The organism is Rhodanobacter sp. C03 (assembly GCF_002001175.1).
GTDB lineage: Bacteria > Pseudomonadota > Gammaproteobacteria > Xanthomonadales > Rhodanobacteraceae > Rhodanobacter.
In genome coordinates this window covers 40,190-60,938 of the sequence record NZ_MUNT01000005.1, presented here as the reverse complement: position 1 = coordinate 60,938, position 20,749 = coordinate 40,190, and the positions used below count along the sequence as shown (strand labels likewise).

Annotated in this window: 24 protein-coding genes; 6 read left to right on the top strand and 18 right to left on the bottom strand. The window is 63.7% G+C overall.

All coding sequences use genetic code 11. From position 1 onward, the window contains the following. Nucleotides 1–79: 79 nt before the first annotated feature. The 16 genes from B0E48_RS07115 to B0E48_RS07040 form a co-directional block, all read right to left on the bottom strand. The gene (locus tag B0E48_RS07115; protein ID WP_077517339.1) at nt 80–622 is read right to left on the bottom strand and encodes a DsbE family thiol:disulfide interchange protein; all 543 of its coding nucleotides are present in this window, start codon (nt 620–622) and stop codon (nt 80–82) included. Then, entirely contained in the window at nt 619–2,595 is a 1,977-nt protein-coding gene (locus tag B0E48_RS07110) for a heme lyase CcmF/NrfE family subunit (protein WP_077517337.1), read from the bottom strand. The genes B0E48_RS07115 and B0E48_RS07110 overlap by 4 nt, the downstream gene beginning before the upstream one ends. After that, a complete protein-coding gene (gene ccmE, locus B0E48_RS07105) occupies nt 2,592–3,059 on the bottom strand; it encodes a cytochrome c maturation protein CcmE (protein ID WP_174566724.1) in 468 nt (155 codons plus the stop codon). Before ccmE ends, B0E48_RS07110 begins: the two co-directional genes overlap by 4 nt. Before the next feature lie 24 nt (nt 3,060–3,083). Further along, complete coding sequence (ccmD, locus tag B0E48_RS07100; RefSeq protein ID WP_174566727.1) at nt 3,084–3,278, bottom strand: heme exporter protein CcmD; 195 nt, start codon at nt 3,276–3,278, stop codon at nt 3,084–3,086. 5 nt (nt 3,279–3,283) lie between these two features. Then, entirely contained in the window at nt 3,284–4,042 is a 759-nt protein-coding gene (locus tag B0E48_RS07095; protein WP_077517661.1) for a heme ABC transporter permease, read from the bottom strand. A 6-nt stretch (nt 4,043–4,048) separates the two neighbouring features. Continuing rightward, the gene (ccmB, locus tag B0E48_RS07090; RefSeq protein ID WP_077517331.1) at nt 4,049–4,735 is read right to left on the bottom strand and encodes a heme exporter protein CcmB; all 687 of its coding nucleotides are present in this window, start codon (nt 4,733–4,735) and stop codon (nt 4,049–4,051) included. Continuing rightward, complete coding sequence (ccmA, locus tag B0E48_RS07085) at nt 4,732–5,367, bottom strand: cytochrome c biogenesis heme-transporting ATPase CcmA (protein ID WP_077517329.1); 636 nt, start codon at nt 5,365–5,367, stop codon at nt 4,732–4,734. Before ccmA ends, ccmB begins: the two co-directional genes overlap by 4 nt. 57 nt (nt 5,368–5,424) lie before the next feature. Next, a complete protein-coding gene (locus tag B0E48_RS07080; RefSeq protein WP_077517327.1) occupies nt 5,425–5,934 on the bottom strand; it encodes a DUF3293 domain-containing protein in 510 nt (169 codons plus the stop codon). Further along, nucleotides 5,927–7,330, bottom strand: coding sequence for an NAD(P)/FAD-dependent oxidoreductase (locus tag B0E48_RS07075; protein ID WP_077517325.1), 1,404 nt, complete (start codon nt 7,328–7,330; stop codon nt 5,927–5,929). The genes B0E48_RS07080 and B0E48_RS07075 overlap by 8 nt, the downstream gene beginning before the upstream one ends. Nucleotides 7,331–7,407: 77 nt before the next feature. Then, nucleotides 7,408–8,184 (bottom strand): acetoacetyl-CoA reductase, encoded by a 777-nt coding sequence (phbB, locus tag B0E48_RS07070; protein WP_077517323.1) that lies wholly within the window; start codon nt 8,182–8,184, stop codon nt 7,408–7,410. A 117-nt stretch (nt 8,185–8,301) separates the two neighbouring features. Further along, nucleotides 8,302–8,802 carry a polyhydroxyalkanoate synthesis repressor PhaR gene (gene phaR, locus B0E48_RS07065; protein WP_077517321.1) on the bottom strand — a complete coding sequence of 167 codons (501 nt, stop codon included), beginning with the start codon at nt 8,800–8,802 and terminating at the stop codon, nt 8,302–8,304. A gap of 93 nt (nt 8,803–8,895) precedes the next feature. Continuing rightward, nucleotides 8,896–10,464 carry a DHA2 family efflux MFS transporter permease subunit gene (locus B0E48_RS07060; protein WP_077517320.1) on the bottom strand — a complete coding sequence of 523 codons (1,569 nt, stop codon included), beginning with the start codon at nt 10,462–10,464 and terminating at the stop codon, nt 8,896–8,898. A gap of 16 nt (nt 10,465–10,480) precedes the next feature. After that, the gene (locus tag B0E48_RS07055; RefSeq protein ID WP_077517319.1) at nt 10,481–11,713 is read right to left on the bottom strand and encodes an HlyD family efflux transporter periplasmic adaptor subunit; all 1,233 of its coding nucleotides are present in this window, start codon (nt 11,711–11,713) and stop codon (nt 10,481–10,483) included. Then, nucleotides 11,700–13,241, bottom strand: a complete 1,542-nt coding sequence (locus tag B0E48_RS07050) for an efflux transporter outer membrane subunit (RefSeq protein ID WP_343124595.1) — start codon at nt 13,239–13,241, stop codon at nt 11,700–11,702. Before B0E48_RS07050 ends, B0E48_RS07055 begins: the two co-directional genes overlap by 14 nt. Beyond that, nucleotides 13,238–13,762 (bottom strand): MarR family transcriptional regulator, encoded by a 525-nt coding sequence (locus tag B0E48_RS07045; RefSeq protein ID WP_077517318.1) that lies wholly within the window; start codon nt 13,760–13,762, stop codon nt 13,238–13,240. The genes B0E48_RS07050 and B0E48_RS07045 overlap by 4 nt, the downstream gene beginning before the upstream one ends. A 63-nt stretch (nt 13,763–13,825) precedes the next feature. After that, the gene (locus tag B0E48_RS07040) at nt 13,826–14,629 is read right to left on the bottom strand and encodes a TatD family hydrolase (protein ID WP_077517316.1); all 804 of its coding nucleotides are present in this window, start codon (nt 14,627–14,629) and stop codon (nt 13,826–13,828) included. 173 nt (nt 14,630–14,802) lie between these two features. Between B0E48_RS07040 and B0E48_RS07035 the strand changes: the two genes are divergently transcribed. Then, the gene (locus tag B0E48_RS07035) at nt 14,803–15,426 is read left to right on the top strand and encodes a glycine zipper 2TM domain-containing protein (RefSeq protein WP_077517314.1); all 624 of its coding nucleotides are present in this window, start codon (nt 14,803–14,805) and stop codon (nt 15,424–15,426) included. 27 nt (nt 15,427–15,453) lie between these two features. After that, nucleotides 15,454–15,939 carry a glycine zipper 2TM domain-containing protein gene (locus tag B0E48_RS07030; RefSeq protein WP_077517659.1) on the top strand — a complete coding sequence of 162 codons (486 nt, stop codon included), beginning with the start codon at nt 15,454–15,456 and terminating at the stop codon, nt 15,937–15,939. Nucleotides 15,940–16,040: 101 nt separating this feature from the next. Here the strand turns inward: B0E48_RS07030 and B0E48_RS07025 are convergent, their stop codons facing one another. Both B0E48_RS07025 and B0E48_RS07020 read right to left on the bottom strand, forming a co-directional pair. Next, nucleotides 16,041–16,475, bottom strand: a complete 435-nt coding sequence (locus tag B0E48_RS07025; RefSeq protein WP_254423890.1) for a cell wall hydrolase — start codon at nt 16,473–16,475, stop codon at nt 16,041–16,043. Nucleotides 16,476–16,966: 491 nt separating this feature from the next. After that, nucleotides 16,967–17,770, bottom strand: a complete 804-nt coding sequence (locus B0E48_RS07020; RefSeq protein ID WP_077517310.1) for a folate-binding protein YgfZ — start codon at nt 17,768–17,770, stop codon at nt 16,967–16,969. Nucleotides 17,771–17,876: 106 nt separating this feature from the next. Between B0E48_RS07020 and B0E48_RS18175 the strand changes: the two genes are divergently transcribed. From B0E48_RS18175 to sdhA, 4 genes are all read left to right on the top strand, one after another. Beyond that, nucleotides 17,877–18,044 carry a DUF1674 domain-containing protein gene (locus tag B0E48_RS18175; RefSeq protein WP_077517308.1) on the top strand — a complete coding sequence of 56 codons (168 nt, stop codon included), beginning with the start codon at nt 17,877–17,879 and terminating at the stop codon, nt 18,042–18,044. An 89-nt stretch (nt 18,045–18,133) separates the two neighbouring features. Further along, nucleotides 18,134–18,529 carry a succinate dehydrogenase, cytochrome b556 subunit gene (gene sdhC / locus B0E48_RS07010; RefSeq protein ID WP_077440511.1) on the top strand — a complete coding sequence of 132 codons (396 nt, stop codon included), beginning with the start codon at nt 18,134–18,136 and terminating at the stop codon, nt 18,527–18,529. A 17-nt stretch (nt 18,530–18,546) separates the two neighbouring features. After that, nucleotides 18,547–18,930, top strand: coding sequence for a succinate dehydrogenase, hydrophobic membrane anchor protein (gene sdhD, locus B0E48_RS07005; RefSeq protein ID WP_139350205.1), 384 nt, complete (start codon nt 18,547–18,549; stop codon nt 18,928–18,930). 19 nt (nt 18,931–18,949) lie between these two features. Then, nucleotides 18,950–20,737 carry a succinate dehydrogenase flavoprotein subunit gene (gene sdhA / locus B0E48_RS07000; RefSeq protein WP_077517304.1) on the top strand — a complete coding sequence of 596 codons (1,788 nt, stop codon included), beginning with the start codon at nt 18,950–18,952 and terminating at the stop codon, nt 20,735–20,737. Nucleotides 20,738–20,749 lie beyond the last annotated feature (12 nt).

Here is a 20,749-nt window from a genome sequence, read left to right as displayed (position 1 = left end):
CCGTGCGAAGAGCTGTCGCGGCTGAAGCCGCTCCCACGACCGCAGGGAGTCCCTGTGGGACAGGAAGAAGAAAGCCGCATCACGGTGTCTCCTGCTGCAACGCCGCGATCGCCGGCTTCAGTTCGCTGGCGACCACATCAGGCGTCAGCGGACCGATATGCTTGTAGCGGATCACGCCTTTGCCATCGATCAGGAAACTTTCCGGTGCGCCGTATACGCCGAAGTCGATCGCCGTGTTGCCCGGCTCATCGGCAATCAGCAGGTTGTAGGGATCGCCGTGTTCGGCCAGCCAGCGCTTCGCATCGGCTGGCGCGTCCTTGTAGTTGTAGCCGACCAGCTGCACGCCCAGCGTCGGACCCTCGGCTTCCAGCATGGGATGCTCCGCGCCGCATTCCACGCACCAGCTGGCGAACACGTTGAGCAGGTAGGGTTTGCCCAGCAAGTCCGCCTTGCTCACCGTCTGCGTGGGCTCATACAGCTTGGGCAGCACGAACGCAGGCGCCGGCTTGTTCAACAGTGGTGTCGGGATCGCATTCGGGTCGTGCCGGGAGTTCCACCAGATGCCGAAGCCGAACAATGCCACCAGCAACATGAAGCCGATGAACGGCAGCAACCGGTTCATGCATGCGTCTCCTGCACCTGCAGACTTTCGGCCGTTACGACCTCAGTAGCTGCGCGCTTGATGCGGAAGCGCTTGTCGGCAGCGCAGACAAAGCCGCCCAGCATCATCAACAGGCCGCCACCCCAGATCCAGCGAATGAATGGCTTGTAGTACAGCCTTAGTGACCAGGCATCCTCGACCTTGTTCGCATCCATCGGCTCACCCAGCGCCACATACAGGTCGCGGAAAATGCCGGCGTCCACCGCCGACTCGGTCTGCACCTGGCCGCGCAGGTAGGTGCGCTTCTGCGGATGCATCACGGTGAGCTGGCGACCATCGCGGGTCACCGTGATCACGCCCTGGTCGGCACGCCAGTTCGCTCCGCTGGCGCGATGCACGCCGTCGAAGCGGAAGTCGTAGCCGCCGATGTGTTCGGTCTGTCCCGGCGCCATCCGCACGTCGCTGGTCACGCTGAGCGACTCGGACAGCAGCACGCCGGCCACGAACACGCCTACGCCCAGATGCGCCAGCAGCATGCCGGCCATCTCAGCCGGGTAACGCCGGCCACGCGGCATCTCGCGCCAGCGTTTGTATGCATACAGCAGCACGCCAGCGATGATCCAGACGGCGGCGGCCACGCCGGCGATCGCCTTGAGCTGACCATCGACGAAGAAAACAGCCACGATCGCGCAGGCCGCAGCGGCGATGCCGGCACGCAGCAGCACCTGCTTCAGCGCCGACGCGTCACCTTTGCCCCAGCGCAGGAACGGCCCGAACGGCAGCAACAGCACCACCGGCAGCATCAGCAACGGAAACAGGAAGCCGAAGTAGGGTGGCCCGACCGAGATCCGGCCCAGGTTCAGCGCATCGCCAATCAGCGGGAACAAGGTGCCGAGCAACACCATCGCGGCGGCGACCGCGAACATCAGGTTGCCGATCAGCAGGGCGCTTTCGCGCGAGACCAGCTTGAACGGCTTGCCGCTGGCGACCTTCGGTGCGCGCAGCGCGTACAGCAGCAGCGAGCCTCCAACCACGATGGTCAGGAAAATCAGGATGAAGATGCCGCGGCGCGGATCGGAGGCGAACGCATGCACCGAGGTGAGCACGCCCGAGCGCACCAGGAAGGTGCCGAGCAGGGAGAGCGAGAACGCGAAGATCGACAGCAGGATCGTCCAGGCGCGCAAGCCACCGCGCTTCTCGGTGATCGCTTGCGCGTGGATCAGCGCCGCGCCGACCAGCCACGGCATGAAGCTGGCGTTTTCCACCGGATCCCAGAACCACCAGCCGCCCCAGCCCAGTTCCGCATACGCCCACCAGCTGCCGGCGACGATGCCAAGAGTGAGGAAAGCCCAGGCGATATTCGTCCATGGGCGCGCCCAGCGCACCCAGGCCTGTTCCAAGCCGCCGCCGAGCAGGGCGGCGATCGAGAACGCGAACGCCACCGAGAATCCGACGTAGCCGGTGTACAGCACCGGCGGGTGGAACGTCATGCCCGGGTCCTGCAGCACCGGGTTCAGATCGGCACCGTCGCCCGGCATCGGCAGCAGCCGTCCGAACGGATTCGAAGTGAAGATGATGAAGGCGAGGAAACCCACCGCGATCAGGCCCATCACCGCCAGCACGCGTGCGGCGAAAACTTCCGGCAGCTTCTGGCTGAACGCGGCCAGCGCCACCGTCCACACGTTGAGGATGAAGATCCACAGCAGCAGCGAACCCTCATGCGCGCCCCATACCGCGGCGATGCGGTAGTACCACGGCAGCGCCAGATTCGAGTTGTCGGCCACGTACTGCACCGAGAAATCGAAATGCACGAACGCCCACACCAGGATGCCGAACGCGAGCGCCACGAACACCGCCTGTCCCGCCGCAGCCGGACGCGCCACTGCCATCAGCGCGCGGTTGCCACGCCACGCTCCAAGCATCGGCAAGATGCCCTGTGCCAGCGCCAGCAGCAGGGCGAGGATCAGCGCGAGCTGGCCGAGTTCCGGGGTCATGGCATGTCGCCCTGCGCGGATTCTTCGCCGACTTTCTTGTCCGCGTGCGCTTTCGCCATCGCATCCTTCAGCTCTTTCGGCATGTAGGTCTCGTCATGCTTGGCCAGCACTTCGGTGGCGACGAAGCGGGCGCCGTCCATGTGGCCGGTGGCGATCACCGACTGGTTGTCGCGGAACAGGTCGGGCAGGATGCCGGTGTACTCGACCGGCATCGCGCCGCCGGCATCGACCACGGTGAAGGTGACCTTGAGCGAATCGCTGCTGCGCTGGATCGAGCCGGCCTTGACCATCCCGCCCAGGCGGAACGTCTTGTAATCGGTGGCTTGTCCCGATTGCACCTGGCTCGGCGTGAGCAGGTAGTTCATGTTGTTCTGCAACGCATATACGCCCAGGCCGACCGCCAGCGCGGCGGCGGCGGCGATCAGGACGACGATGGTGAGCCGGCGTTTACGGGTGGGATTCATGGGCATGGTCGTGAGCCGTTCCGGTCAGGGCGACGGCGGGGCAGGAGAGTTGCGATTCTGGCGCAGGCTTTGACGCGCCAGCCTGGCGCGAAGTTCGTGCAGCACCCGGCGGCGACGCACGCCGGGAGCGATGGTGTCGGCGATCAGCACGATGAAGAACACTGCATAGGCCGGCCATACATAGGCGGCGTATCCGCCCATGGCGAAAAACGTCTGCAAGGCACTCATGAACGTGCCTCGCTTTCGGCGATCTGGCGCACCCAGTCCTTGCCGCCTTCCAGTGCCAGCAGGTCGGTGCGCACGCGATTGAACAGGCTGGCCGCATAATAGAATTTGGTCGCCAGCATCATCGTCAGCAGCGGCCACAGCATGTCCCAGGACATCTTCGACTTGCCGAAGATGTTGATGGTGCTGCCCTGGTGCAGGGTGTTCCACCAGTTCACCGAGAAATGCACGATCGGCACGTTGATGATGCCGATGATCGCCAGGAACGCGGCGGCGCGTGCGCCCTGACGACGATCTTCGAATGCGTGATACAGACCGATCACGCCGAGGAACAGGAACAGCAACACCAACTCGGAGGTGAGCCGTGCATCCCACGTCCACCAGGTGCCCCACATCGGCTTGCCCCATAGCGAGCCGGTGATCAGGGTGATGAAGGTGAACGCCGCGCCGATCGGCGCCGATTCCATTGCTACCACTTCCGCCAGCTTGATCCGCCACACCAGCGCGATGAACGCGGCCACGCCCATCACCGCATAGATGAACATGCTCATCTCGGCGCTTGGCACGTGGATGAAGATGATCCGGTAGGCATCGCCCTGCTGGTAATCGGCCGGTGCCAGCACCAGGCCGCCATACAGCGCGACTGCACCGAGCAGCAAAGCCAGAAGCATCGCCCATGGTCGCAGCGTGCCGGCAAATCGGTAGAACGTCGGTGGTGAGCCGAGCTTGTGCAACCAGAGGGGAATCCAGCTAGACATGACCAATCAAGCGTCCAGAGCAATACGAAGGGCCGCTGCGCATGCCAGTGGCGCCAGCACCACGGCCAGCACCACGGCAGCACCGAGCCAGGCGATCGGCGCGAGCCACGGCAGTCCCTGTTGGGCGGCCGCCACGGCGCCGGCGGCAAAGATCATGGCCGGCACGCACAAAGGCAGCAACATCAAGGCCAACAGCATACCAGAGCGCCGGGTGCCGGCCGTCAGCGCCACCAGCACGGCGCCCAGCAGACTGAGCAGTGGCGTGGCCAGCAGCAACGCCAGCAGCAGCACAGGAATCACCGCGCCGGGCAGGTGCAGCATCGCGGCCAGCAAGGGCGCGATCACGATCAGCGGCAGCGCGGTGGTCAGCCAGTGGGCGAGGATCTTCATGCCCAGCATCAGCGCCAGCGGCTGCGGCGCCAGCACCAGTTGTTCCAGCGAGCCGTCCTCGATATCGCTGGAGAACATCGCATCCAGCGCCAGCAGCATCGCCAGCAGCACGGTGACCAGCACCACGCCGCCGGCGATCCGCTGCAGCAGGGTGTCCTCCGGCCCCAGCGCAAACGGGAACAGCATTGTCACGATCAACGCGTACAGCACCGGCATCGCGATATCGCCGCGCCGACGCCAGGCCAGGGTGAGGTCGCGCCGCAGCATCGCGACGCAGGCGGTGGCAAGGCCCGGACGGTTCATGCGTGCATCCGGATATGCCGCGGTTCGCCGCCATGGAAACTCACCGCGCCGTGGCTGGTGACCAGCGCAGCACCACCGGCAGCGGTGTGCGTTTCCAGCAGTTGATTGACCAGGGCGATGCCGATGCGGTCGAGGTTGGCGTAGGGCTCGTCGAGCAGCCACAGCGTGGCTGGCAGCAACAGCAGTCGCGCGAGCGCGGCGCGCTTCTTCTGGCCGGCGGACAGTCGGCGCACCGGTTCGTCCTCGTAGCCGCGCAGGCCGATCTGATCCAGCACCATCGCCACGCTGACACCGTCGCGGCAACCGAACAGGCCAGCAGCGATCTGCAGGTTCTCGCGTGGACTGAGATCGGCCTTGAGGCCGAGCTGATGGCCGAGGAACAGGATCTCGCCAACGCAGGTGGCGCGCTGCAGCGGTTCGCCGCGCCAGCGCAACTCGCCTTCGCCGACATACAGCAGGCCGGCGAGGATGCGCAGCAAGGTGGTCTTGCCGCTACCGTTGTCGCCTTCGACCAAGGCCAGCTCCCCTGCATGCAGGTGGAAATCCAGCGGCGCGAACACCGGTTCGTCCTGGCGAAGGAAACTCAAGCCCCGTGCTTCGAGCAGGGGCACAGCGGTGTGGGCGGCGGTCATTGCCTCGATTGTCCGCAATGCCCATGGTGCTTGTCCATGCGGCGCGCTGCCGCTGGCTCAGGAGCGCAACAGGCGCAGGCTGGCCGTTGCGTTGCCGTGGCCGTGCACATAAGCGTTCTGCTCGTGGCGCTGACCAAGCGCATCCAGTGCGGCAGTATCCAGACCGATGATGAACAGGCTGGGTTCGCTCCAGCCGTTGGTACCGATCCCGATCGCGGGATAGATCACCGCTTCCGGCCATGAGCGCAACGCGGTCAGCAGCTCGCGTTGCGCGGTGAGGTTGTCCTCAGCCACGCGCCTTTCCGAGCGGGGATTCCATGCCGTGATGAACCCCCATGAGCGGGCGCCGACCAGGGTCTGGAGTGACTCCGGCAGCGACTGGTCGATGCGAATGCTGGCCCACGTCGCCCATGGATGGGCCAGTGTCGCGGGCGCAGGCGACGGCAGGGATGTCGGAGGTAGAGCAATGCCGGGAGCGATTGTCGAATGCGCTGGAGCGACCTCCACTTCGTCGAGGCAGACGAGGTAGTCGGTGGTGCGGAACTCGTCGAGCAGCGCCTTATCCATGCCGCAGCGGCGGCAACGGTGGCAGGCTGGTCCTGAGCAGATTTACCGCAGCGTCGAGATCAACGTCCGTTGCGCGGGTCGATCCGTGCAGCAATTGCTCCAGCAGCGCGTCCTGCGCCTCACCGCGTTCGAGTGCGTAGGCGTAGGGCAGATGGGTGAAGGTGACCATCCGATAGCGTGCCATGTAGTGCTCAGGCGCGCGCGTGGCCAGCAGCGCGCCCAGTTCGCGCTTGGCCAGATAGTGCGGGTCGGCGACCGAGTCGCGCATCTCGACGTAGTTTTCCAGCGCCATCGCGGCGATCGCATTCGCGTTGGGTTGGCGTACACGCTGGAATTCGGCGAACACCTCGGCACTGTCGTTCGGCGCAGCGGCCAGCAGGTTCGCCAGTACCACGGTGTCCTCGAAACCACAGTTCATGCCCTGGCCGTGGAACGGCACGATCGCGTGGGCGGCGTCGCCGATCAGCAAGGCGCGACCGTCCAGATGCCAGCGATCCAGATACAGCGTGGACAGGGTGCCGACCGGGTGGCTGTCAAAATCTTCGCTGAAGCGTGGGATCAGCGTCAGCAGACCCGGAAACTGTTCGCTGAAGAATGCGGCGGCTGCCGCTGCATTGGGCAGGGTAGCGAAACTCGGCGCCGCGCCCTGGGCCGGCAGGAACAGGGTGACGGTGAAGCTGCCTTCGGTATTCGGTAGCGCGATGCACATGTAGCCGCCACGCGGCCAGATATGCAGCGCGTGCGGCTCCAGCGCGAACTGATCGTGGCCGCCGCTATGCTGCAGCACGGTGGCAGGCAGTTCACCGGCCGGCGGAATCTCCAACTCCTTGTAGCCGTGGCCAAGCGACTCGATGCGCTCGCCCAGCGGACTGTGCGCATTCATCGCCTCACGCATCGCGGAGCCGGCGCCATCGGCACCGATCAGCATGCCGACCGAAAAGTCTCGTTCCACGCCTGATGCATCGGCCAGCCGGATGCGCTGGTGCTCGAAGTCGGCATGTACCAGCGACTGGCCGAAATGAAACTGCACGCCAGCCGTCTCGGCGGCATCCAGCAGCAGCATGTTCAGCGCACCGCGCGAGACCGACCAGATCACTTCGCTGTCGTCGACGCCGTAGCGCTGCAGGCCAGTGTCACCATCGCGGGTGTGCACCATGCGACCGCGCATCATCACTGCGCGCTGCAGCACGTCGTCGGCAAGGCCCGCCGTGCGCAACGCCTGCAGGCCGCGTTCGGCCAGCGCCAGGTTGATCGAACGGCCACCGAGAAATCCAGCCAGGCGGGGATCGGGACGCTTCTCGTAGACCTCGACGGCAAAACCGCGCTGCGCCAGCTGCTGCGCCAGCAGCGCGCCGACCAGGCCGCCGCCGATGAGGGTGATGGTTTGCTGCGCCATGCTGCGATCCTTGGAGGGAATCCACCCACTGTTCCGCAAGCAGCACGCAACTGCAATCCCGGCAGTGCCGGGATCGCTCAGAAGCTCATGAAATAGCCGCCGTTGACTGGCAGGTTGACGCCGGTGATGTAGCCGGCGTCGTCGGCGGCGAGGAAGTTCACCGCGCGGGCGATGTCGTTCGGTGCGCCGAGGCGGCCGACCGGGATGTCGGCAATGATCTGTTCGCGGATCTCGGCGGACACGGCGGCGACCATCGGCGTATCGCAATAGCCCGGTGATACGGTATTCACCGTGACGCCCTTGCGCGCGGTCTCGCGCGCCAGCGCCATGCTGAAGCCGTGCACGCCGGCCTTGGCGGCGGAGTAGTTGGTCTGGCCGAACTGGCCGGTCTGTCCGTTCACCGAACTGATGTTGACGATGCGGCCGAAGCCACGCGTGGTCATGCCGTCGACGACGTTGCGGCACATGTTGAACACGCCGTCGAGATTCACCCGCATCAGCTCGTGCCATTGCTGCGGCGACATCTTGCGCAGGCTGGCGTCGCGGGTGATGCCGGCGGCGTTGACCAGCACGTCGACGCTGCCATGTTCCCGCTCGATGCGCGCGGTCAACTGCTGGCAGTCGTCGAAGTTGCTGACGTCGGCGGCCGCGAAAGTGATTGCACCGTTGAAAGCAGCAAGTTCCTGGCGAAATGCTGCGACGCGCTCATCGCGTGCGGCCAGATCCACCGCGATCACCTTGCAGCCGGCTTGGGCCAACTGGTGGCAGATCGCCGTGCCGAGTCCGCCGATGCCGCCGGTAACCACTGCCACACGCTTTGTGAGAGCTGACTTCGGGAGAGCAGCTTCGCTCATGGGTTTTTGTCCCCTTGGTTTCGATCATGCGGCAAGGCAACACATGCTGTGCTGCAGCGCTCGACCCGGGATGCAACAATCAAACGGCGCGTCAGACGCGCCGTCGTGGGGCTGGAATCAGCCGGACTTCTTGCTGCTGCTACGGCCGCTGGCAGCTGGCGTCGGGATCACCTTGGCGGCGGTGTCGATCAGCCCCCGCTGCATCGCCTGGAATGCCGCCATGTTGCGCTCGGTCAGATCATTCAGCGTGTTCCACGGGGTTTGCCCCATCAGGCTGTTGAGCTGACTGCGGAACTGGGTCTGCTGGTCCAGGAACACCTGCAGGCTGCGCTCCAGATAGGGTCCCATGAAACCCTGCAGCGAATCGCCGTAGAAACGGATGATCTGGCTGAGCAACTGCGGCGACAGCATCGGCTGCCCCTTGTCCTCGTGCTCGGAGATGATCTGCAGCAGGACCGAACGGGTCAGCTCCTCACCGGACTTGGCATCGCGGACTTCGAAATCCTCGTTGTCCAGCACCAGCTGACGGACTTCCTCGAGCGTGATGTAGCTGGAGATTTCCGTGTCGTAGAGACGCCGGTTCGGGTACTTCTTGATGGTGCGTTTAGTTTGTGCCATGCGGCGAACGCTAGCAGAAGATATTGCGCCGCACCAGTCGTCGCCGGGCATTCATGCTGCAGCCCAATCACTGCAACAATCTGCAGCATTCGGTCAATGTCCTCCCGGACCACCGGCACTGCCGAACGGTGGCTTGGCGAACCACAGCAGCGGAATCATCAGGATGAAGATGACCGAGCACAGCCAGAACACATCGTTGACCGCCAGCGTGGCGGCTTCCCGGCTGATCAGCTGATCGACCACAGTCAGGCCGCGCTGGCCAGCCAGTCCGGCACTTTTCAATTGCTGCAGGAATCCGGTCGCTGCGGGCGAGGCGGCGGTGATGTTCTCGGTCAGCGAAGCGTGATGGAATTCGGTGCGGTGCTGCCACAGCGTCACGGTCAGGGCCGTGGAGACGCTGGAGCCGAGCGTGCGGAAGAAGTTGGCCAGACCCGAGGCGCTGGCAATCTGGTCTGCCGGCAGGCCGGACAGGTAGATCTGGTTCAGCGGGATGAAGAACAGCGGAATGCCCAGGCCCATCACCAGTCGCGGCCACACCATGCTGCCGTAGGAAGCGCCACTGTCGTAGGTGGACAGCCAGAACGAGGTGCCCGCAAGTATCACGAAAGCCATCGTGATCATCGCGCGCAGGTCGAACTTGCCCAGCATGCTGCCGACCACCGGCGACAGCACGAAGGCGAGCACACCGACCCAGGCGCTGGTGAGTCCCGACCAGCTGGCCGTGAAGCCCAGAGTAGTCTGCAGCCACAGCGGCGACACCACGTTGATCGCGAAGAACGCCAACATGCCGAATGACATGGCGCTGACGCCGATGGTGAAATTGCGCTGCTTGAACAGCGTGAGATCGATCACCGGATGCTTTGCATTGAGCTCCCATGCAACCAGGAAGCACAGGCTCACCACGGCGATCAGTCCCAGGCTGAGGATCATCGGCGAGGCGAACCAGTCGTGGTCGTTGCCGTTGTCCAGCATGAACTGCATGCAGCCGATGCCCGCCACCAGCAGCACCAGGCCGATCACATCGATCGGTGCCTTCACCGTCTTTGATTCACGCTTGCGCAGCAGGAACCAGGTGGTCACCGCGGCACCGATACCAACCGGCAGGTTGATGTAGAAAATCCACGGCCAGGTGAAATTGTCGGTGATCCAGCCGCCCAGGATCGGTCCCAGCACCGGCGCAATCACCACGGTCATCGCCCACAGCGCCAGCGCGATGCCCTGCTTGCTCTTGGGGTAGTTGGCCAGCAGCAAGGACAACGCCAGCGCCACCATCGGACCGGAGCCGGCACCCTGCAGCAGGCGGGCCACCACCAGCATCGGCATGCTGGTGGCCAGGCCGCACAGCATCGAGAACACCACAAACAGCATCACCGAGAAGACGAAGGTGCGTACTTCACCGAAGCGCTTGGCGATCCAGCCGGTCAGCGGCTGCATGATCGCGCTGGCCATCGAATACGAACTGATCGCCCAGGTGCCCTCGCTTGGGCTTACCGCCAGACTGCCTGCGATATGCGGCACGGCCACGTTGACGATGGTCATGTCCAGCACTTCCATGAAGGTGCTGAACGCGACGGCGATCGTCATCAGGGCCAGCATGCCGCCCTGCAGTGGCTTCAGCGGAGCGGCATCGGCGGGTGCGGCGTCGGAAGAGATGGCAGCCATGGGAGCGGACTCAGTCTCAGTTCAAGCGGTTGCCGCCGGTGCTGCCGGAGGAATTCAGGTTGGCCTGGATCACCTGATCGGCTTCGGCATCGGCCTTGCTGGCCATCTGGTCGTAGACCGTGGTTTCGGCTACGGCCGGATGTTCGCTCTGTGGTGCCAGCACCGCGCCCCGATCGTCGGTGATGTTGATCGTGACGTCGCTGGACAGGCCGATGCGTAGCGGATGCTTGTCGAGTTCCTGGTTGTCCAGTGCGATGCGCACGGGCACGCGTTGCACCACCTTGATCCAGTTGCCGGTGGCGTTCTGCGCAGGCAGCAGCGAGAACACGCTGCCCGTGCCGGCGCCCAGGCCGATCACCTTGCCGTGGTATTCGACGCTGCTGCCGTACAGATCAGCCTCGATCTTCGCGGGCTGGCCGATACGGATGTGGCGCAGCTGACTTTCCTTGAAGTTCGCGTCGATCCACAGGTCGTGCAGCGGCAGCACGGTCATCAGCTGCTGGCCGGCCTGCACGCTGTTGCCCAGCTGCACGCTGCGTTGTGCCACATAACCCGAAACAGGCGCGTAGATCGTATTGCGTTGCGCCGCCACCCAGGCGGCGCGGAAGTTCGCCCGCGCCTGCAGAACGGCGGGATTGTTGGCGATGTCAGTGCCTTCGATCGAGGCATGTTCGGCCGATGCCTGGGCCTGGGCGGAGGTCAAGGCGGCACGCGCCTGATCGACACCGTCACGCAGGTGCTGGATGGTCTCCGGCGCCTCGGCCTGTTCGGCGATCAGCGGCAGGCGCCGCTTGAGATCGGCTTCGGCCTTCTTCAGGTCGATCTGGCGTGCGGCAACCGCGGCGTCGCTGCCGCTGGCGGAATCGGTCTGCTGGCGTACCTGGCGCACGGCCTGTGCCAGCGCACTGCGTGCCTGGCTCAGGCGCACGCTGGCGTCGGTGCTGTCCAGCCTGACCAGGATCTGGCCGGCTTCGACGTGCTGGGTATCGTCGGCCAGAATCGCCACCACGGTACCCGGCACCTGTGCCGAGATCGCCACCTGATTGCCGCCCACATAGGCGTTGTCGGTGGTTTCGCGTGTGGAAAACACCAGCTTCCACAACAGGAACCAGATCACGCCGATCAGCGCGAACGCCAGCAGCATGATCAACAGGGTCTTGCGGCGCTTGGCCGGATTCTTCGCCGCCATCCCGCTGTCGTTGTCGTCAGCGGTCTTGTCGAGGCTCTTGTCGGACTCAGTGGCGCTCATGGGCGTCGTCTCCGGACGGATTTGCAGGGGAAGGGGAGGTCGGGCTGGCGTCGCCGATTTCGCCGGTGGCGTGATAGCCGCCGCCGAGCGCCTTGATCAAGGCCAGGTCCGTGGAAACGGCCTGGGCCTGCAGGCTGGCGGCATCGTCCTCTTGCTGCAGCAGCTGTGCCGAGGCAGCGATACCCTCGCGGGCGTCGCGCACACCCTGATGGGCGCGTGCCTGCGCGGTGGCGAGCAGGCGTTCGTTGGCGGTGATCTGCGCGGACTGTTCCTTGCGTCGTGCGGCGATCTGTTGCGCAGTGAGTGCCTGGGTGGCCACGTCGTGCGCCGCATTGACCACGGTGCTGTTGTATTCGGCTACGGCGGCTGCCAGCTGGGCCTTGCTGACGCCGTAATTGGCCTTCAGCTGACCGCCTTCGAAGATCGGCAGATGCAGCGCGGGAGTCAATGCAAAGGTACGGCTACCGGCTTCAAGCAGCTTGCCCAGGTCGATGCTGGACAGTCCGGCCATCGCGCTGATGCCGATGTCCGGGAAGAACTGGGCGCGCGCCACCGCAGTCTGCTTCAGTGCTGCCTCGACCTGCCAGCGGCTGGCCGCAATGTCGGGCCGGCGCGCAACCAGATCGAGCCGCGCGTTGGCGGGAATTCGGCTGTCCACTTCGGGCAGCGGTCGTGTTTGCAACGCAGGCAGATCCGCCGGCGCGATACCGAGCAGGGAGGCCAGTGCCACCTTGCGGATGGCGGCCGAACCCTGCAGGGCGACATGCATCTCTCGCGCCGCTGCGAGTTGGGCTTTGGCCTGCTGCGCGGTATCGGCGAGATCCACGCCCTGCGTCACGCGCAACTCGGCGATGCGCACGAATCGCTCCTGCGCGCTGACCAGCTTGGTGGAGAGTGCCAGGCGTGCCTGATCACCCTGCCAGCCGAAATAGGTATCGGCCACGGCGTTCTGGATCGTCAGTGCGGCGGCGCTGCGTTGTGCCTCGGCGGCATGCGCCTGATCGAGCGCCGCTTCGATGCTCGAGCGCTTCTTGCCCCACCAGTCGAAGGTGTATTTCGCCTGCAGGCCGAGATCGCTCTGGTTGTACCAGGGGTCGATGCCGATGGTTTTCGGCAGCAGGCTGATGATGCCGTTCTCGCTGAGGCGCTGACGCTCGAATTGCGCGCTGCCATTGACGTTCAGACCGGCCTGGGCCGCAGCGAGCCGCACCGATTGCTCGGCATTGACCACGCGGCTGCGTGCCTGCTCCAGATCCGGCGAGTGCTGCATGGCGATCGCGATCAGCTGGTCGAGTTGTGGATCGCCGTAGGCGCGCCACCATTCGGCGTCCGGCCAGCCGTCGCGGGCAGGGGCCTGCAAGCCGGCGAGTGGCACATCATCGCGCAAGGTCGGGTGACTCAGCCTGGTCGGTATGGCGCAGCCGACCATCAGCACGGTCAATGCTGCAGCCATGGCAGCGTGGTGAAATGGAAAATGTTTCGTCAGGACTTTCTTCATTTCATTGGCCTTCATTTTTTTGGCCTTCATGGCTGGCCGTCCGGGTCCAGCTGATCGAGATTATGGGCAAGCTTGCGCAGCAAGCGGTTCAGGTTGCGTTTGTCGGTTTCAGTGAAGTCGGCAAACATCGCGCCGACGCGGGGAAACATCGGCGGCAGCATCTTCTGCACGAAGCGTTTACCTGCCGGCGTGATGCGGATCAGCACCCGGCGTCGGTCCTCTGCGCTGGCGCCACGCGTGATCAGGCCACGCTTGACCAGCGCATTGGCGATGCGCGTCATGTTGGTGGCGCCCTGGGTGGCGAACTCGCACAGTTCGCCCGGCGTGGAACTGCCGTCCGGGCGGCTGTACAGGATCATCAGGGTGAGGAAGTCGCTGTGGTTGAGTTTATGCGGCTTCAGCTTGAACTCAAGTTCTTCCTCGAGACTGCTGCCCACCATCAGCATCAATCGGCACAGTCGCGCCTCGACGGCTGGCATCTGCGGAATGATCTGGCTCACCCGTTCGATGCCTTCATCCATCTGCGCGATGCAGCTTGTCAGCTTGGCCATTTCACCAAATCATATTTCACTGGTGAAATAAATGTAGCAAGAGTGCGCCGTCATCCGCAAGTGTCAGTCCAGGGTGAGCCCGGTCTGCTGGAATTCCTGCCGATCCAGACCGAACAGGCGCCTGGCATTGGTCGTGATGGCATCGGCGACGTGCGCTTCCGTTTCGCCGCGCAACGCGGCCACACATCGCAAGACCTCGACGACGCGTGCCGGCTCGTTGCGCTGGCCGCGATGTGTGGCATCCGGCTGATCCGGTGCGTCGCTCTCCAGCAGCAGGAACTCGATCGGCATCTGCGCCACGATGCGGCGCAGGCGTTGCGCGCGTTCGTAAGTCACCGGGCCACCGATGCCGAGGTGAAATCCCAGATCCCACAGCTGGCGCGCCTGCTGTTCGCTGCCGGAGAAGCTGTGCACGACGCCGCTCAGCCCCCCGGTGCGGCGCAGGGTGAGGGTCACTTCCTCCAGCGCGCCGCGTGCATGCACGATCACCGGCAGTCTCCGCTGGGTCGCCAGCTGCAACTGGCTGGCAAAGTAGTCTCGCTGGAGATCGCGGTCGAGTTCTTCCCTATGGAAATCCAGGCCGATTTCGCCGACTGCCACCGCCTGGTTGTCATCAAGCCATCCTGACAACGCGTCGACATGCTCGGGCGCATGCTGCTGCAGGAACATCGGATGCAGACCGAACGCCGGAAACAGTCCGTGCTGCCCCGCACACAATGTCTTGATCCGTGGCCAGCTGCCTGCATCCACCGCCGGCACGATCATCGTATCAACGCCGGCAGCGTGTGCTCGTGCGATCACAGCGTCGCGATCGGTGGCGAACGCGACGTCGTCGAGATGGACATGGCTGTCGACAAGCTTGGGCATGATGCCTATCCGTGCAGTGGCCGAGAGTTCTGCGGCTTCGACGTGAAGATAATGTAACGAGGTCGAGCTAGCTCTGATTCAGTTGGATAGCGGTTCAATGTGTGCGCAGGTAATTGCGACCATGCGTGCCGCATCGTCATTACTGCAGCACAAAAAAACAGGAGAGGTTGGTAATGAGCAGGTTGATGGTCAATGTACTCAATGTCGGTATCGCCGCGGCACTCGCGATGAGTCTGGGTGCCTGTAACCGCAATGCGGATGCCGGTACTTCCAATGGCGCCACAGCCAGTGGTGTTGCGGCGTTGCCGGATGCGCCTGGCGATACGAGTGCCAGCACAGATGCGGGCAATGGCGTGAAGTATGCCAAGGTCGTCAGTGTCGATCCGGTGCACCAGGCAGTGAACAATCCGCGCCAGGTCTGCCGCGATCAGACGGTGACGCATACGGCGCCGCCGAAAGACCAACACCGGATTGCCGGTACCGCGATCGGCGCCGTTGCCGGTGGCTTGCTGGGTCACATGGTGGGCGGCGGCAAGGGCAATACACTGGCTACTGTGGCGGGTGCCGTCGGTGGCGGCTATGCCGGCAATCGCATTGAGGCGAGTCGCCAGCATCCCCAGGTAACCACGTCGGTGGAACGCCAGTGCAATACCATGGACAACGCCAGCAACCGGATCATCGGTTACGACGTGCGTTACATTTACAACGGAGTTACCCGTACGGTACGCATGGATCACGATCCGGGCGACAGGGTGCAGGTGCAGGAAGGTGTGACGGCTGTATCCGACGCTCGCTGAGCTGGTCCATTGAAGAAGGAAGCGATCATGAATGCATTGACACGCAAGTTTGTCCTGGCCGCCGCGGTGACGAGCAGCCTTGTGCTGGCTGGCTGCGTTACCCAGCCTTACAACAGCGGCTACGGCTACCAGGGTCAGCCGCAGGGGGGCTACGGCAATCGCAACGTTCGTTGCCAGGTCTGTGGCGTGGTGCAGGATGTGCAGCCGATCTACATCAACAACGGCAACAACAACAGTACGCTCGGCACCATCATCGGTGCGGTGGCTGGCGGTGTGCTCGGCAGCACGATCGGCAAGGGTGATGGCCGCACGGCTACCACGGTGGTCGGCGCGGTAGCCGGTGGCGCCATCGGCAACCAGGTCGGCCAGCGCAGCGACGGCAACGGCAACGGATGGCGCATCGTCGTGCGGCTGGATAATGGCCAGTATGCCACGGTGACTCAGCGCCCCAATCCGGGTGTGCGCAATGGCGACTACGTTGAGGTGCGTGACGGACTGGTCTACGCGCACTGATGTATTTATGAAACAGACGTCCATGTGTATGGACGTCCAAAATAGAAAAGGCCATCACATGATGGCCTTTTTCTTTGGTGCGATTCAGTGACCGGGCTTGTTCAGTTCACCGCATAAAATGCATGTTCGCCGATCGTGACACTGGGCCGGTTGTGCGACCAGGCGGGGCTGATCGCGATCGTTGCGAAGTGATCAGCGTGCGGCACGAACATGTGGCGCTGCGCCAGCGGCAACTGCCAGTTTGTGAGCGATCGTCCGGCAATGGCCCATGCCTTGCTGAAGGATTCCAGATTGTCGATCTCGAACGAGCCTGACGTGGTCGTGGTTGCAAACTGATGCGGTGCGGTCACTACCTTGCATACGGTGTCGCCCCACTGGCCCCGATCGCGGCGCCGCAGAGCGACTTCAGCGACGGCGAGCTGGCCGATGGTCGGTTCGCTGCGGGCCTCCAGATAAACGGTGGTGGCGAGGCAGGCGTGGTCAGCAACTGGCTGGGGCATCAGGGATGTCAGCCATAACAGCATGGAAAGTTTCATGTTTCTGCCTCCAACGTGCTGTACGCGCAAAACCGGATTGCAAGGTTTTGTGCGCCATTGCGGTGGACGGGCTGGCAGGCCGTTCCACCTGGATTGATCGCCGCAGCCGAAACTTGTGGCTGGACGCTTTGCCACGGGATTGTGGCGGTAAGAGCGGCGGAGTCTGTGCCGATCTGGATTGAGTGCTGCCTTGGCGATGCGCGTGCCGTGTGGGCCGTGTTGCCTGCAACTTCTCCGCACTCGTTGATGCGAGGCGGTATGCCATCCGGCGGTATGGCTGCCGGGTCGCGCCGATTCGGATACATCCGGTTCGTCGCGTACTTCGACACCCCGTGTTTCGGATGTCGCGATATTCAGTCGGCGGACTCTAGTGGCGGATCAATCCGCTGGCAAGTGCCGGGGAGGTGGAGTTTAACTGATGCTCATCTTCAATTGGCAAGTGCCATGATGAATTTTGTTGTCAGCATCTGGCAATATTCACTAAGCAATATTCATTCTGGCCATGTGGTTACGAGACGAATCGACCCATGGTCGTCGAATGCATTCAGACGTCCGTCGTTGGCCTGTGCAACAACGTCATCGTTCAGTAAGGCAAGAGCTTCGATGCTGTTGTCGTTGCTGATGACATTGAGCAGACAACCGATGTCACGTTCATCACGACGCAACACTTCACCGGCGTTCGCTGCCTGCGACAGGATGACGCCATGCAGGTGTCGCTTGTTGCCACCGCGATAGTGCAATCGCGCAACAATTTCCTGGCCCGGATAGCAACCCTTGTCGATGGCGACGGCCTGCAGGCGGTGCAGCGACAATGCCGGTGGCAGCAGTTCGTTCAATCTCTGCACGGGCAGCCATGGCCAGCCTGCGTGCAGTTGCGGCAGGCGCCACGCGTCGTCGCCTTGATCCGCGTTTGTGATCCGCATGCTGTGCGTACCGCAACCGAGCGAAAGTGTTTCCGCATCTTCGTGAACTGCATGCATCGGTTGCGCGGGACCGGTGGTCAGCGCGCGTGGTGACAATGCCGTCAGCGTGAGCTTCGAGCGGAACATGAAACGTCGCAGTGCATCGACCATGGCTGTCGCGCTGCCGCCACGCAGCAGCAGCAGCAGCCGATCATCGGCAAGTCGGGCCAGATGAAACAGCGCGCGTACACGACCTTGCGGATCGAGCCATGCGCTGAACTGCCATTGGCTGCTTGAGAGGGAGTTGACCTGGCTGCTGAACTGGGCCTGCGCAAACGCGATCGCGTCGGTGCCTTCGATCAACAGGGTTTCCGCAGGATAAGGTGTCGGCATAAGCCAGCAAGGGTTGGGGCGACAGGGCTCAAGCACAAGTGGCAGGGGCTGGCCGAGGTTGTGCTGTATTGCCGCAAGTATTAACCTTTCCCGGCTAACAAAAACCATGTCCGATACCTCTTCCCCAGCCGAATCCCAATCTGCTTCCGTTCCGACGGAACCAGTTGCCGTGCCCGTCAGGCCGGTGCAGGACAAGCTTGCGGTGGAGCAACCGGCTCCTGATCCCACCCGTTACGGCGACTGGGAAAAGAACGGACGCTGCATCGACTTCTGAGCGATCACCGCGGCGATCGTCGTCGCGTGTGGAGAGTCTCAATAGACGGTGCGGCACGGACATCAGCGATTCCACACAGGATAGCCGCCATGGCAGATACGCAACGACCGCTCTCACCGCACCTCCAGATCTACAAGCGGCAAGTGCAGATGATGACTTCCATCGTGCACCGAGCCACGGGCATCGCCCTTGCCGTCGGCAGCGTGCTGGTGGTTGGCGGCTTATTGCATCTGGCGGCGGGTGAAGACAGCTTCAACCAGTTCAAGAGCATCATCGGCAGTCCGGTCGGCATGGTGTTGCTGTTCGGCTGGAGCTGGGCGCTGTTCTATCACCTGTGCAACGGCATCCGTCACCTGATCCAGGATGCCGGTGCCGGTTATGCGATTCCCCAGTTCGTGCGCTCCAGCTGGCTGTCGGTGGCTGGCAGCATCGTGCTTACCGTGCTGGTGTGGGCTTATGTATTGATGGCCGGAGGTGCGGCATGAGCACGAAGGACACCGTCATGAAAGACCGGCGCAATCCGCTGAAGACGGCCCTCGGGCTGGGTTCGTCGCAGTCTGGCGTAGGTCACTGGTGGACCCAGCGGGTAACCGCCGCGGCGCTGGTGTTGCTTGGTGTGTGGTTCGTTGCCACTGTGCTGTGCCTGCTGCACGCCGACTACGCCACGGCGCATGCGGCAGTGGCGAAACCATGGAACGCGCTGCTGCTGATCGCGTTCGTGCTCACCATGTTCTGGCATGCCGTGCTCGGCCTGCAGGTGGTGATCGAGGATTACGTGCATACCCGCTGGAAGGAAGTCGTCCTGCTGGTGGCGATCAAGTTCCTCGCGGTGCTGGGCGCGCTGGCATGCGTGCTGGCCGTGCTGCGCATTGCGCTGACCCCATAAGACGCGAGGCCGAGAGTTCATGGAAAGCTACAAGATCCAGCAACATCTGTATGACGTGATCGTGGTTGGCGCCGGCGGCGCCGGCCTGCGCGCCACCTTCGGCCTGGCCGAGAAGGGCCTCAAGGCGGCCTGCATCACCAAGGTGTTTCCGACCCGTTCGCACACCGTGGCGGCGCAGGGCGGCATCTCGGCTGCGCTCGGCAACATGGGCGAGGACGACTGGCGCTTCCACTTCTACGACACCGTGAAGGGTTCCGACTGGCTCGGCGACCAGGACGCGATCGAGTACATGTGCCGCGAGGCAATTCCCTCGATCATCGAGCTGGAGCATTACGGCGTGCCGTTCTCGCGCACCGACGAAGGCAAGATCTACCAGCGCCCGTTCGGCGGCATGACCACGCATTACGGCAAGGGCACTGCGCAACGCACCTGCGCCGCGGCCGACCGTACCGGCCACGCGATCCTGCACACGCTGTACCAGCAGGCGCTGGCGCATGACGCCACGTTCTTCATCGAATACTTCGCGATCGACCTGATCTTTGACGAAGCAGGCGTTTGCCGCGGCGTGCTCGCGCTCGACATGAACGAGGGCACCCTGCATTTCTTCCGCGGTCACGCGGTGGTGATGGCGACCGGCGGTTACGGTCGTGCCTACTTCAGCGCCACCTCGGCGCATACCTGCACCGGTGACGGTGGCGGCATGGTGCTGCGCGCGGGCCTCGCGCTGCAGGACATGGAGTTCGTGCAGTTCCATCCGACCGGCATCTACGGCGCGGGTTGCCTGATCACCGAAGGCGTGCGTGGCGAGGGTGGTTATCTCACCAACTCCGAGGGTGAGCGCTTCATGGAGCGCTATGCGCCGAACGCGAAGGATCTGGCATCGCGCGACGTGGTCAGCCGCGCGATGACGATGGAGATCCGCGAAGGCCGCGGTGTCGGCGAGCACAAGGACCACATCTTCATCAACCTGATGCATCTTGGTCCCGAGGTGATCCACGAACGCCTGCCGGGCATCGCCGAGTCGGCGCGCATCTTCGCCGGTGTGGACGTGACCAAGGAGCCGATCCCGGTCATCCCGACTGTGCACTACAACATGGGTGGCATCCCGACCAACTACCACGGCGAAGTCGTGCAGAAGAAGGGTGACGATGTCGATGCGATCGTGCCGGGCCTGTTCGCGATCGGCGAGGCAGCATGCGTGTCGGTGCACGGCGCGAATCGCCTCGGTTCCAACTCGCTGCTCGACCTGGTGGTGTTCGGTCGTGCGGTGGCGCATCGCTGCGCCGAGTTGATCAAGCCGGAAACCGCACACCGGGATCTGCCGACCAACGTGCTGGACAAGGCGCTGGCCCGGTTCGACGCGCTGCGCAACGCGAATGGCAGCAAGCCGACCGCGCAGATCCGGCTGGAGATGCAGCGCATCATGCAGAGCGATGCAGCGGTGTTCCGTACCGGTACCACGCTGAAGGAAGGTTCCGAGAAGATTTCCGCGGTGCGCGAATCGTTCAAGGATGTCCGCGTCAGCGATCGCTCGATGGTGTGGAACTCCGATCTGATCGAGACGCTGGAGTTGGCCAACTTGCTGGATCAGGCCGTTGCCACCATGCACTCGGCCCTGCAGCGTCCGGAAAGCCGAGGCGGTCATGCGCGCGAGGACTTCCCCGATCGCAACGACGCTGAGTGGATGAAGCACACGCTGGTCAAGGTGGACGAGGCCGGCAAGAGCAGCTTCGACTTCCGTCCGGTACACATGTACACCTTGACCGACGAGGTTGAGGTTGTGCCGCCGAAGAAGCGCGTTTACTAAGTTTTCGACTGG

Excerpts from the sequence above, each read along its gene's own strand:
- B0E48_RS07080 (WP_077517327.1), bottom strand. The coding sequence starts at position 5,934 with ATGGATAAGGCGCTGCTCGACGAGTTCCGCACCACCGACTACCTCGTC.
- ccmA (WP_077517329.1), bottom strand. The coding sequence starts at position 5,367 with ATGACCGCCGCCCACACCGCTGTGCCCCTGCTCGAAGCACGGGGCTTG.
- B0E48_RS07045 (WP_077517318.1), bottom strand. The coding sequence starts at position 13,762 with ATGGCCAAGCTGACAAGCTGCATCGCGCAGATGGATGAAGGCATCGAA.
- sdhD (WP_139350205.1), top strand. The coding sequence starts at position 18,547 with ATGAAAGACCGGCGCAATCCGCTGAAGACGGCCCTCGGGCTGGGTTCG.
- ccmE (WP_174566724.1), bottom strand. The coding sequence starts at position 3,059 with ATGAATCCCACCCGTAAACGCCGGCTCACCATCGTCGTCCTGATCGCC.
- B0E48_RS07110 (WP_077517337.1), bottom strand. The coding sequence starts at position 2,595 with ATGACCCCGGAACTCGGCCAGCTCGCGCTGATCCTCGCCCTGCTGCTG.
- B0E48_RS07050 (WP_343124595.1), bottom strand. The coding sequence starts at position 13,241 with ATGAAGGCCAAAAAAATGAAGGCCAATGAAATGAAGAAAGTCCTGACG.
- sdhA (WP_077517304.1), top strand. The coding sequence starts at position 18,950 with ATGGAAAGCTACAAGATCCAGCAACATCTGTATGACGTGATCGTGGTT.
- B0E48_RS18175 (WP_077517308.1), top strand. The coding sequence starts at position 17,877 with ATGTCCGATACCTCTTCCCCAGCCGAATCCCAATCTGCTTCCGTTCCG.
- B0E48_RS07020 (WP_077517310.1), bottom strand. The coding sequence starts at position 17,770 with ATGCCGACACCTTATCCTGCGGAAACCCTGTTGATCGAAGGCACCGAC.
- B0E48_RS07075 (WP_077517325.1), bottom strand. The coding sequence starts at position 7,330 with ATGGCGCAGCAAACCATCACCCTCATCGGCGGCGGCCTGGTCGGCGCG.
- ccmB (WP_077517331.1), bottom strand. The coding sequence starts at position 4,735 with ATGAACCGTCCGGGCCTTGCCACCGCCTGCGTCGCGATGCTGCGGCGC.
- B0E48_RS07025 (WP_254423890.1), bottom strand. The coding sequence starts at position 16,475 with ATGAAACTTTCCATGCTGTTATGGCTGACATCCCTGATGCCCCAGCCA.
- sdhC (WP_077440511.1), top strand. The coding sequence starts at position 18,134 with ATGGCAGATACGCAACGACCGCTCTCACCGCACCTCCAGATCTACAAG.
- phbB (WP_077517323.1), bottom strand. The coding sequence starts at position 8,184 with ATGAGCGAAGCTGCTCTCCCGAAGTCAGCTCTCACAAAGCGTGTGGCA.
- B0E48_RS07040 (WP_077517316.1), bottom strand. The coding sequence starts at position 14,629 with ATGCCCAAGCTTGTCGACAGCCATGTCCATCTCGACGACGTCGCGTTC.
- B0E48_RS07095 (WP_077517661.1), bottom strand. The coding sequence starts at position 4,042 with ATGTCTAGCTGGATTCCCCTCTGGTTGCACAAGCTCGGCTCACCACCG.
- B0E48_RS07055 (WP_077517319.1), bottom strand. The coding sequence starts at position 11,713 with ATGAGCGCCACTGAGTCCGACAAGAGCCTCGACAAGACCGCTGACGAC.
- B0E48_RS07030 (WP_077517659.1), top strand. The coding sequence starts at position 15,454 with ATGAATGCATTGACACGCAAGTTTGTCCTGGCCGCCGCGGTGACGAGC.
- phaR (WP_077517321.1), bottom strand. The coding sequence starts at position 8,802 with ATGGCACAAACTAAACGCACCATCAAGAAGTACCCGAACCGGCGTCTC.
- B0E48_RS07060 (WP_077517320.1), bottom strand. The coding sequence starts at position 10,464 with ATGGCTGCCATCTCTTCCGACGCCGCACCCGCCGATGCCGCTCCGCTG.
- B0E48_RS07035 (WP_077517314.1), top strand. The coding sequence starts at position 14,803 with ATGAGCAGGTTGATGGTCAATGTACTCAATGTCGGTATCGCCGCGGCA.
- B0E48_RS07115 (WP_077517339.1), bottom strand. The coding sequence starts at position 622 with ATGAACCGGTTGCTGCCGTTCATCGGCTTCATGTTGCTGGTGGCATTG.